Raw genomic sequence first — 13,311 nt, 5'->3', positions numbered from 1 at the left:
CCGGTAGTTTAGCGCGCTCTTTTAAAGAAGTCGGCAATCGGACAATGGTCTTGTCATCCGACACTCGTGCAAAACCTAGTCTGATTACAGGAAAAGCGTTGTGACGTCCCACGATCCTCAAGCGAAGCCCCTTCTCTAATTTTCAGAGTAAGGGGCTTCCTGAGCATTACTATTTTTTTAGAAGCACTTTATTAATCATTTGTGCAGCCTCTGCACGAGAAGCAGTATTCTTAGGCTTGAAAGATTCATCTTCAAAGCCGTTGATAATTCCTGCTTGTTGAAGCTCAGACACTGCCTCTGCTGCAAAACCACTAATCGCAGCATCATCCTTAAATATGTCCTTAGCTACCACAGCAGTTAAAGGAACTTGAGCAAGCTTAGATGCTTTAGAAACCATGAAAGTCATTTCTTCTCGAGTAATCGTCTGATCGGGTCTAAATGTACCGTCCTGGTATCCACTGACAATACCCAACTTCTGAGCAGTTGCAATCGTTCCTGCATACCACTGATCAGCTTGAACATCTTTGAACCTGATTTCCGCGGAAACATCCACAAGATCTAACGCTCCTAATAGCATTTTCAGGAATTCAGCGCGAGTAACTATTCCTTGGGGATTAAATTGCTCAGCACTGTAACCATTGATCACTTGTTTTGCCGATAAGGATTCGATTGCTGCTCGGGCCCATTCCGCAGAACCTAAATCAGTAAATGTAACTTTCACTTCGGCTATTGCGTATTTACTGAAATGGTTCGTAAAGAAAGTAATCCCACCTGTTGCGGCATCATAGGTTCCATTCTTGATTACTTCGAGTTTGCTATCGTCACGAAGATAATATACAACAATTGTATAAGGATTCTCTCCTGGCGTAATGGTGTATGGCATAGTAATCATCATGGATTTTTTAGAACCAAATTTGCTTATTGGAGTTCCGTTAACACTGATGTTGAAATCATATACAGGTTTATTACCAATTTTCTCTTGCTGTTTTGCATCTAAAATGGTTGGATCTACCCTTGTAATTGACAAATTAATTTTACCGTCGTTTGTTCCAAGTGCATCAGGAGTAATCGCTACCGTCCCAAATTGACTCTTAACCGCAATGCGGTCAATACCTTTGTCATGAGCCTCCTTCAAAACATCCGTATGAAAGGATACATTCACAGACAGTGCCGAGTTGTTAGCAGGTATCTCAATCGTCACAGTTTCATTGCCTGTTGCTGCAGCATTATTAATGGCGTTTTGCAGGTCCTCTGTCTTAACCTCTGCATTCAATCCCCCTCCGGTATCAAGTGAAGGCTGAGTGATTACCGAAGCACCCTTTACAGGTCCGTCTTGGTTACTAACTGGAGGACTAGAAGGTGGGGGTGTATCATCTGATATAATAGGCTTTTCCACCTGCACGATTTTCCATTTTTGGTTATCGCGGTCGTTCCTGTCGGCAAGCTGCACCGCTCCGTCGGCTTCAGCTTCCAGCGCTTTACTCGGATCACGTTTTGAAACGATCGTTACCGTTCCGTCTTCATGCTCGATCATTAGCCACCGTTGATTATCATAATTCAAAAATGGATACAAATTAATAGCATTCTGCCCCATATCCCAATCCAGCGATTTGTCGCTGCTGGCGGATCGTATCGAATACGCATCGTCTGTGGTCTTATAGTAGATCCAATTCTGATTGATGGATTTGTTATTAGGTTGTTGCACTTTGACTCTAGTTGAGTTGTTTTGATCATTCACGCCCAGAACTTGGCCACTATTCCTATTTACAAAATGATAAACGTTCAAATCGATGGGTGTCGTGTTCGTTACGTTCACATTTTGATAATACGCCTTACCACCAAACACGTTTAGGCCGAAGTATCCTTGTCTGTACAAATAATCGGTAACATCGATCACCAACTGGTTGTCAAAATAAATTTGAATATGCGGCCCTGAAGCAACGATTTTGGCATGATAATTCAAGCCTTTCTGCAGAAACTTCGGCACTTTGGCTAAGATTTGTCGATCGTCGAATTGTCCTCCCGCTTTATAGAACAGCCGAAGCACTTGCAAATTCGGATCAACGTTGAAATAATAGCCATTGGAGCCATCCGCGCTCGCCCGGAACAAGATCGAACCAGCCCCGCCGTTCTTCGATATCATCAGGTCGGCTTCATAGGTGAAATCGGTCGCTTGATTGCCAGACATGCTATTCGAATCCGTGTCGAACGATCCGCGGATCCCGTCCAATGTAGGTACCCATTCCGATGCAGGGTAAACGTTCCATCCGCTCAAATTCGTCGAGAATGATCCGACACTGACATCCATGGATCGGAGAACAGCGCCGTTTGCTGTTTTGACTGTAATGGTTGCCGGCCCTAAAGATACGGCCCTCAATATCGCGCTTGTGTTGTCCACTCCCTGCACCTTTACAACGTTCGGATTGCTCGTTTCCCATATCAACGTTTTATCGAGCGCCGTATAGGGCTCCGCATCTGCATAAACACGCTGCTCATCGCCGACTCCGAGTTCCAGCAATCGGTGATCCAACACGATTCGCTGTACGGTATTACCATCTAGCATCGAACTTTTCGATGTATGATTCAAAGAATACTCGTGTAACGTTTTCACGACAACCGTTCCACCGGATGTATAAAAGCTCATCCCACTGCTAGTGGAATTCGGTAAGATGATGTCCGAGAAGACAACTGCCCCGTCGTTGCCGAATACCTCTATAGAAGACTCATCCACTAAGATATGCATATGGACCACACCGTTAACGGGTTGTACGACCGCCTCATGCAACGTCGTAAAATTGGTAGTAAAATCCGTTCTGCCGGAAGCGGATCGATCGACGAACATCTTGTTATCGGTACTCCGATAGCCGACAACTGTTTTCTGTTCCCCGCCCTCTCGCAATCGGAATCCGAATTCGGTAGCCGCTCCGGAATCGGGTAGCTGGATTTCCGCTTCAATTTCGTATGCTGTTCCTTTGACCGCTCCGAGGATGTTGCCGGATTGCGGCGTTACCGAAACGTTGTTGAGCGAAAAATCGGTTCCACGCAATGAAGCCAGTTCGCTTATCGGATTCTGCGCAAGGATGACATTCCCGTTTACGGTCTTTAACGAAAGTTCGCGGGGCATTGTCATTTGACCTTTCCAACCGTCGGTCGGGAAGCTAAATGGGTAATCCCAATTTGTCATCCATGCCAGCATAATGCGCCGATTATCTGGCGTGTTGTAGAACGATGTCGATGCGTACGCGTCCTTCCCGAAGTCAGTAAGCAGTACTTTTCCTGCCGGGTTGTCATTGACGAATTTCCCCTCCGCCGTTATCTGACCAATGAAATATTCAGCCGAAGAGCCTTGCGTATTCGGGTTGGCGCCGGTACTAATCATCAGCACCCATTTCTTATTGTTAACATTCCCGTCCACCGCGAGTTGGAACAAATCCGGGCACTCCCACACACCGCCACGTAAGTACGGGCCATATCCGAAATTGTCGCTCCACGACCAATGAAGCAGATCCGTCGATGTAAAGAATTCAATATGATCCCCACCTGAAACCACCATAATCCATCGGTTATTGTCTTCATCCCGCACGATTTTCGGATCGCGGAAATCCCAATCGCCATTTATACCGCCGGGGTTATTCACTACGGCGTCGTCCCCGTAATATTCCCACGTGCGTCCCTTGTCTTTGCTGTACGCTAAACCAATCTTCTGATTTCCTCCCCGCTTGTCCGGATTGTATGACGTATAATAGGCAATCAAACCTTTGCCCCCTGAATCCCCAAACAACCCTGAAGCGTTGGATACATCCGCAACCGCGGATCCCGACCAAATATGACCCAATTTGTTCCATGGCAACGCAATCGGCATCTGCTTCCAATGTACAAGATCGGTGCTGATGGCATGAGCCCATTGGCCTCCATCCTGGTGAAACAGATGATATTCACCCTCAAAATAAACCAGTCCGTTCGGATCGCTGACTGATCCTCGCTCCGGCGAATAATGGTATTGCGGCCGGTACGTTTCTTCGTAATAATTGCTGTATGACGTAAGGTACACATTTTGGAAATAGGCTGTCCCGTTCGTCACCGTCATTCCGGCGTATCCGCTCGAAAAGTCGGCATCATTAGCTGCGAACATCGAAGCCGAATACCCATCGACATAAACCGTGAGGTTTGAACCTTCCGCCGTTATTTCAATATGGTGCTTGTTCCCAGCGGTCATCGGAATGCCGGATACCGATTGAATTTCCGTTTCGGCGTCCCCGTGTTTTTTGAGTAACGTGACAGTATGATCGCTCGGATGTATCCGAAGCATATATCCGTTCGTACCTTCCCTGTCGGAACGGAACATCAACCCTGCGACCGCTTGCGGTGCCCCCGAATCCACCGTCACGTCGCCCTCAAACACGAAATCACTTGCCACACTGTCAGCGATACGAGTCGATTCCGTGTTCGCAGGCCCGACTCCCTTCACACCATTAAGATTCGGCGTCCACTCGCCCCTTGACGTCCAACCCTTCAGATTCGAAATCAAATCGCTGGTCATGATATTTTGGAACTGAACCGAACCATTAAATACATGAAGACCAAGACGACCACTACTGTATGTTCCGTCATCAGCAACGATCAACGGATCGTATTTCCCGTTAAAATACACTTGAATATGCGATTTTTCCGCCTTGACACGCAAATGATAGATCTGATTCGCAGCAAGAGTCACATTCTTCTCGATCCACAGTCTGTTTGGATGCTGATCATTCGCATCAAGCAATCGAATTTTCTGTGCTTTTAGATCCAGCTGCACCAAATATCCATCTCGGCCGCTGTCATAGGATCGGAATAAAAGCGAGCCTACGGCATTCTGGCTTTTCAGCATGAGATCCGTCTCATAATTGAGATCATCGCTCATCGTTTCTGACAAGGCCATCACATTCACGTCCGACGAGAGCAGCAAGCCTTCCTTATCCGAAGTCACCGAACCGCTCTCCCGTTTTTGCCACCCGCTCAGATTACTATTTACTCCAGGGAACGTTAGACTTAGATCATTGACGATGATGTTCTGAAACAGCATCGAGCTGTTCCAAACTTGAAGACCTAAATAACCTCCGCTATAAGCAGTATCATTCACCTCGATCACCGGTGTTGCATTGTTCCCCCAGTAGACCTGAAGCGTCGATCCAACAGCTTTCACTTTCATATGATAGGTGGTGTTGGCCGCAAGCGAAACGCTGTACACACCAAGCTCTCGGTCTCCGTTCGCATCCTTCAAGCGAATCCGACTGCTTCCTGGATCGATCTGCAGCATATAAGAGCCCCAGCCGCTGTTGTTGGAACGGAACACCATTGTGCCTACCCCTTGGAATTGGCGAATGGTCACATCCGATTCATACGTGAAATTGTCGGCAGTCGTTGTCGATAGATCAAAGAAATTACCGCCAGACGTGAGTAGCATCCCGTATGTACTGTTCGATACCGTCCCCGCATCCCCCGACGTCGCCCAGCCACTTAGGTTCGTAATAACATGAGGGAAAACCGCACTCAAATCGTGGACAGTGATGTTCTGAAACAGCATCGAGCTATTCCAAACTTGAAGCCCCAAGTAGCCATTGCTGTACGCGGTGTCACTCGCCTCGATCACAGGGGCAGCATTGTTCCCCCAGTAGACTTCGAGCGTCGATCCCACCGCATTTACTTTCAGATGATAGGTATCGTAGACCGCAAGCGAAACGCTGTACGCGCCTAACTCTCGGTCTCCGTCCGCATCCTTCAAGCGAATCTGGCTGCTTACCGGATCGATCTGCAGCATATATGAGCCCCAACCGCTATCATTGGAGCGGAACACCAACGCGCCTACCCCTTGGAATTGGTGAATCGTCACATCCGCTTCATACGTAAAATTGTCTGCGGCCGTAGCGGACATCGCAAAGAAATTGCCACTGGACGTGAGCAGCATCCCGTCTGCACTGCTCGTTGACGTCCCCTCATCCCCCGAAGTCGCCCATCCGCTCAAGTTCGTGTTCACGGTTGGCGTATTCGGAGTGGTTGATTCTGGCGTCATTATGATGTTCTGGAACATCATTGAGCTGTTCCAAACTTGGAGACCTAAGTAACCTCCGCTGTAGGCGGTATCATTTGCACTGATCACCGGTGTAGCATTGTTCCCCCAGTAGACCTGAAAAGTCGATCCCACCGCCTTCACTTTCACATGATACGTTTCGTTCACCGCAAGCGAAACGTTGTATACACCCAGTCCTCGATCATTGTTCGCATCCTTCAAACGAATCCTGCCGGAGCCGGGATCGATTTGCAGCATATAGGAACCCCAACCGCTATTATTGGAGCGGAACACCAACGCGCCTACCCCTTGGAATTGGTGAATCGTCACATCCGCTTCGTACGTAAAATCTTCGGCAGTCGTTGACGACAGCGCAAAGTAATTTCCAGTGGATGTGAGCAGCATCCCGTCTGCACTGTTCGTTAACGTCCCTGTATCCCCCGACGTCGTCCAGCCGCTTAGGTTCGTGTTCACCCCAGAACCATCAGCCGCTGCTCTTGTAGCGTTACCTGTCCATAAAATTGGTATGGCAAGCATCATCACTAGAATGACCTTTACCCAATAAAACATACGATTCCCCAACATCGGTCATCCCTTCCCTTTCATATTGGATTGAGCAAATGATAATTTATAAAACGATATGAACAATTTTCGATAATTTTCCCGGTTGTTCATTTCCTCTAACGAATTCATTTCTGCAATCAAGGTATCTTCATATGTACGCTGGATCGCCGACTCTGAGTTCCAGCAATCGACGATCCAGCACTATTCATTGTACGGTATTGCCATCTACATCTAACTTCTCCATGTATTTTTCAAGGAATACACGTGTAACGATTTCACCACAACCGTTCCACCGGATGCATAAAAGCTCATCCCGCTGCTAGAGGAATTCGGTAGGATGATGTCGGAAAAGACCACTGCCCCGTCGTTGCCGAATACCTCTATAGAAGACTCATCCACAAGGATATGCATACGGACGACACCGTTGACGGGCTGCACGACCGCTTCATGCAACGTCGTAAAATTGGTAGTAAAATCCGTTCTGCCGGAAGCTGAACGATCGATGAACATCTTGTTATCGGTGCTCCGATAGCCGACGATCGTCTTCTGTCCCCCGCCTTCTCGCAATCGGAATCCGAATTCGGTAGCCGCTCCGGAATTGGGGAGCTGGAGTTCCACGTCAATTTCGTATGCCTTTCCATTGACCGTTCCAAGGATATTGCCGGATTGCGGTGTTACCGAAACATTGTTCACTGAAAAATCGGTTCCACGCAATGAACTCAGTTCGCTTATCGGATTCTGCGCAAGGATGACGTTCCCGTTCACGGTCTTTAACGACAGCTCGCGGGGAATTGTCAATTGCCCTTTCCAACCTTCGGTCGGGAAGCTAAATGGGTAATCCCAATTTGACATCCATCCCATCGTAATGCGCCGGTTATCTGGCATGTTGTAGAACGACATCGAAGCGTAATTCTCTTTCCCGAAGTCGGTAAGCAACACTTTGCCCGGAAGGTTGTCATTGACGAATTTTCCTTCCGCCGTTATCTGACCAATGAAATATTCCGACGACGAACCTTGCGTATTCGGGTTGCCGCCGGTACTGATCATCAGCACCCATTTTTTATTGTTCACATTCCCGTCCACTGCAAGTTGGAACAAATCTGGGCACTCCCACACCCCGCCGCGTATATACTGGCTATACCCAAAATTGTCGGTCCACGTCCAATGAAGCAGATCCGTCGATGTATAGAAGCGAATGTGATCCCCGCCAGATACCACCATAATCCATCGGTTATTGACGTCGTCGCGCACGACTTTCGGATCGCGGAAATCCCAATCGCCGTTTATGCCGCCGGGGTTGGGCACTATGGCGTCGTCCCCGTAATATACCCACGTGCGCCCCTTGTCTTTGCTGTACGCAGCCCCGATCTTCTGATTGCCGTTCGGTTTAGTCGGATGGTGTGAAGTATAATAGGCAATCAAACCTTTACCGCCCGAGTCCTCGAACAACCCTGAAGCGTTGGTTAAATCCGCAACAATGGACCCCGACCAAATATGCCCCAAGTTGTTCCATGTCAACGCAAGCGGCATCTGCTTCCAATGTAAAAGGTCGGTGCTGATGGCATGAGCCCATTGGCCTCCATCCTGGTGGAACAGATGATATTCACCTTCAAAATACACCAGTCCGTTCGGATCGCTGGCCCATCCTCGCGCGTCCGTAAAATGGTATTGCGGCCGGTACAGCTCAGTATAATAATTGCTGTATGGCGTAAGATACACATCTTGAAAATAGGCTGCCCCATTCGTCACCGTCATTCCGGCGTATCCGCTCAAAAAGTCGGCATCTTGTGCTACGATCTTTTCCGCTGAATACCCATCGACATAAACCGTAAGCTTCGAACCTTCCGCCGTTATTTCAATATGGTGTTTGTTCCCAGTGGCCAAAGGAATGCCGGATTTCGATTGGATTACCGTTTCGGTGTCCCCGTGTTTTTTGAGTAATGTAACGGTATGATCGCTCGGCCGTATCCGAAGAATGTATCCGTTCGCACCTTCCCTGTCGGAACGGAACATCAACCCTGCGACCGCTTGCGGCGCCCCCGAATCCACCGTCACGTCGCCTACAAACACGAAATCGCTTGCCACACTGTCGGCGATAATAGTCGCTTCCGCGTTCGCAGATCCCACTCCTTTAACAACGTTCAGATTCAGTGTCCACTCGCCCCTTGACGTCCATCCTTTCAGATTACTATTTACCCAGCCGCTTAGGTTCGTGTTCACAGGTGGAGTATCCGGAGTTGTTGAATCCGGTGTCATTATGATGTTCTGGAACGACATCGAGCTGTTCCAAACTTGAAGACCTAAGTAACCTCCGTTGTAAGCGGTATCATTCGCACTAATCACTGGGTTAGCATTGTTCCCCCAGTATACCTGGATCGTTGATCCAACAGCTCTCACTTTCATATGATAGGCTGTATTGGCCGCAAGCGAAACGCTGTACACGCCCAGCTCCCGATCTCCGTTCGCATCTTTCAAGCGAATCCGGTTGCCTGCCGGGTCAATCTGCAGCATATAAGAGCCCCAGCCGCTGTTGTTGGAACGGAACACCAATGCGCCTTTCCCTTGGAATTGGCGAATGGTCACATCCGCCTCATACGTGAAATTGTTGGCAGTCGTTGTCGATAGCGCAAAGAAATTGCCGCCAGACGTGAGCAGCATCCCGCCTGCACTGTTCGTTGACGTCCCCACATCCCCCGAAGTTACCCAACCACTTAGGTTCGTGTTCACGGGTGGAGTTGGAGTTGGAGTTGGAGTTGGAGTTGGAGTTGTTGATTCTGGCGTCATTATGATGTTCTGGAACAGCATCGAGCTGTTCCAAACTTGAACACCTAAGTAACCCCCGGTGTAAGCGGTATCATTTACGTTAATCACGGGGGTAGCATTGTTCCCCCAGTATACCTGGAGCGTTGATCCAACAGCTCTCACTTTCATATGATAGGTTGTGTTGGCTGCAAGCGAAACGCTGTACACGCCCAGCTCCCGATCTCCGTTCGCATCCTTCAAGCGAATACGACTGCCTACTGGATCGATCTGCAGCATATAAGAGCCCCATCCGCTGTTGTTGGAACGGAAAACCAATGCAGCTTTCCCTTGAAATTGGCGAATGGTCACATCCGATTCATACGTGAATTCGTTGGCAGTCGTTGTCGATAACGCAAAGAAATTACCGCCAGACGTGAGCAGCTTCCCGTCTGCACTGTTCGTTAATGTCCCCGCATCCCCCGACGTCACCCAGCCGCTTAGGTTCGTGTTCACAGTTGGAGTATTCGGAGTTGTTGATTCCGGTGTCATTATGATGTTCTGGAACAGCATCGAGCTGTTCCAAACTTGAAGACCTAAGTAACCACCGCTGTAAGCGGTATCATTTACATTGATCACAGGTGAAGCATTGCTCCCCCAGTATACCTGGAGCGCTGATCCACCAGCTTTCACTTTCAAATGATAGGTTGTGTTAGCCGCAAGCGAAACGCTGTACACGCCCAGCTCCCGATCTCCGTTCGCATCTTTCAAGCGAATCCGGCCGCCTACCGGATCGATCTGCAGCATATAAGAGCCCCAGCCGCTGTTATTGGAGCGGAATACCAATGCGCCTCCCCCTTGGAATTGGCGAATGGTCACATCCGCTTCATACGTGAAATTGTCTGCGGCCGTGGTGGACAACGCAAAGAAATTGCCAGTCGATGTGAGCAGCTTCCCGTCTGCATTGTTCAATAACGTCCCCGCATCCCCCGACGTCACCCATCCACTTAAGTTCGTATTCACCCCAGAACTATCGGCTGCTGCTCTTGTAGCGTTACCTGTCCATAAAATCGGTATGGCAAGCATCATCGCGAGTATGAGCTTTACCCCATAAAACATTCGATTCTTCAACATCAGCCATCCACTTCCATTCATTGGATTGTGTAAATGATAATAAATATTCTCAACTTTCACACCTAGAAAATCAGATTTACCAAATCAGTAGCCTGGAGTTGTGCTCTGTTGAATTGTCAGCTTAATAACATAGAAAACACCACTTCGATTGGTAAAGTGAGAGTATCGAGCAATCACTACCATATCGAAGAGGTGTTTTCTCTACGATAGAACAAAGCAGTCATTCTATCTACTACCAGAAGAAATCAAACCGGCATTTACGGAAATCCATGTGCTCAATCACTTAAATGGTGACGGTTTCAAGAGCTGGTTCTGCAGGGTGGTCCCTCCTCGATGGCCTACCATAATTCTAAAAAGGAACAAGCATTGTGCTGAATACGAATTGACTTACTCGATTAACTCCCCCATTCTTGATTACCTTTGTCCCTTACGAAATCATCGTATCAAATGAAAGAGGCCATTAATTTCAATATTCTCTGTTTCATTCTTTTAAAATGTTTATAATCCACTTGTACGTCACCTCACCTCTATGCCTTCAGCTTGATCAACAAATATTCCATGACGAACATGTTGCATGACGCAAAAAAAGCCCAACTGGGCTTCCTCCTCGTTATTAAATCGCTGCACCTACTAATGGAAACATCGACCATGTCTCAAAACGGTTTGGATATCCGTTGTTGTATGGCTTCGCCGGCACATAGATATTCTCAACCAAATCCTTAATACTATCGATCTCATGCGGGGAATCATCCACGAAAGCAAAGGGCTTCATTTTTAGAACAATGGCACGTTTATTAAACGTACATATTACTTGCCCTTGAGGGAAGCCATTCAAACGAAGCCAATGTTCGGTGAGATTCCTAAACCATGGAGATCTAGTAGTCACGTATACAACTTTTGAACCCGCTTCTTCAAGGCGCCGTAGGGCCTCTGCAGAACCGATAAAAGGAGCTGCTCCCAAGAAAACATCCGGGTTATCCTCGAAAAAACCAGAAGGAAGCGGAAAGGGGTATAGCTTTGTGCCAAACCCCTCCACGCGTTCCTGAATTTTTTCATTCGTATTAGCTAGCGTGTTATCAATATTAAACACCCACAAGTTTTTCTTCATGGCCAACATTCTCCTTATAATCACTAAAGCAATCGTCAGCAGTGGAACTCGGCTCAAATGGCTCCAATACGCAGCATCTTAATCTACTTCCTTTTCTGCATGTGCTTGTTCCTACGATATTCGTCCGGTGTCACACCAAATCGACGTTTAAACACTCTATAGAAATATTTGTCGTCCTTAAAGCCGACTTTGGGAGCAATTTCGTAAACTTTCATGTTGCTGTTTTGAAGCAGTTCGATCCCTTTCTTAATCCGCAAGTTGGTCAAATATTTACTAAATGTCATACCCAAATGATTTTTGAAAATAAGACTCAAATAATTGGGGCTAAAAAACAAATGATTAGCTACCCTATCGAGCGACAAGTCCTCCATATAATGCATCCCCAGATAATGGACACACATTTCAATAACGGATTCGTGCTTATTGGAACGGCTCTTTTGGATAATGTCCATAAACTGCAGCAGCATATCCAGAAATCGCCTTTTACATACCGCAAAATCGCTGCTGCTAGTCAGCATGATCTCGGCCTCAAACTGGATATCTTTATACTCCTGATCCGTCACAAAGTCTTGAATCGCAGTGGCTACGCTAGACATCATACGAATTACAGCTTTATTCCATTGATCGGGATAAGGCAATCCGTTTTCTATGATACGCTCAAACCATTCATCGATAAGTTTAACGATCTGCTCGCTCTTTATTTTACGGATGGATTCCTTGAATAGCTCTTCTTCTTTCAAATAATCATAATGCATAGTGCGAATAAGCCCGCTAATATCCGAAAACCAGATCACGTTCTGTGTATGTAAAAAATAGCAAAAAGAAGCAGCTGTCATCGCTTCTTTGCAAGAATATCTCGCTTCCTGAAACAGATTGTTTCGTTCCTCTCCAATTCCAATCGTCAAAGTCATCCCATATTGTTTGGACACTTGTTCGGTGAACTCTTTTAGCAGCCTCGTCAGCGTATCGATTTCCAAAGCATATGGCCGAACCATGGTCAGCACCGTGATCAAAAGGCTCTTATCCTCGCCGGAGAAGAACGAGACGGAAGGGCCGATGCTGCTGCAACGGCCTTCGATACCACTTAGCAAATCGATTTTCATGCGATCCAAACTGTTCAACGATTCTGTCAGCAGACTTTCATCGTTCAGTTTAGCTACAAGCACTACTCCCCTACTCTCTAGGAAAAATTGCTGACGAATCTCTGCGCATTTGGACTCGGTTATTCCTCCCACAACCCAGTCGGAGAGAATACGCTCATAATAGACGGAAAGTGTACGGTTTAATTGCTGCTTGATTTGTTCACTTTCAAGCAGATTCGTTTTTTCTTTTCGAATGCTGCTTTCTACTTTCTCTAATATTTGAGATATACTTTCCTCTTTCAGTGGCTTCACCAAATAATCAAACGCCCCCAATTGAATCGCCTTTTGCGCATATTCAAAATTACGGTAACCACTAAGTATTACCACTTTGATATCATGAGAAGACGCATTCATCGTTTCAATTAATCCTAATCCGTCTAGAATCGGCATCTTTATGTCTGTGAAAACAATATCGATGTCATCACTATGGATGACCTCTAATGCCACTTTACCATTCTTGGCCTCTAGCACTTTACAGTAAGGTCTGGCCTCCCTGATCATTTTGGCCAAAACCCTTCTTTGTATGACCTCATCATCCACTACCAGTATATTTTGCATGCAAGCCTCCTTACCTC

Annotated in this window: 4 protein-coding genes; all 4 read right to left on the bottom strand. The window is 47.2% G+C overall.

Going from position 1 to position 13,311, the window contains the following annotated elements; translation table 11 throughout:
• Positions 1-169: 169 nt before the first annotated feature.
• Entirely contained in the window at positions 170-6,619 is a 6,450-nt protein-coding gene (locus ASG89_RS35050; RefSeq protein ID WP_235549610.1) for a family 16 glycoside hydrolase, read from the bottom strand.
• A gap of 225 nt (positions 6,620-6,844) precedes the next feature.
• Positions 6,845-10,486, bottom strand: a complete 3,642-nt coding sequence (locus ASG89_RS04990) for a GH32 C-terminal domain-containing protein (RefSeq protein ID WP_057309299.1) — start codon at positions 10,484-10,486, stop codon at positions 6,845-6,847.
• A 613-nt stretch (positions 10,487-11,099) separates the two neighbouring features.
• Positions 11,100-11,594 (bottom strand): hypothetical protein, encoded by a 495-nt coding sequence (locus tag ASG89_RS04985; RefSeq protein ID WP_057309297.1) that lies wholly within the window; start codon positions 11,592-11,594, stop codon positions 11,100-11,102.
• Positions 11,595-11,677: 83 nt separating this feature from the next.
• Complete coding sequence (locus ASG89_RS04980) at positions 11,678-13,294, bottom strand: response regulator (protein ID WP_057309295.1); 1,617 nt, start codon at positions 13,292-13,294, stop codon at positions 11,678-11,680.
• Positions 13,295-13,311: the final 17 nt, after the last annotated feature.

Source organism: Paenibacillus sp. Soil766 (assembly GCF_001428105.1).
Taxonomy (GTDB): Bacteria; Bacillota; Bacilli; order Paenibacillales; family NBRC-103111; genus Paenibacillus_E.
This window is presented reverse-complemented; position numbering and strand designations above follow the sequence as displayed.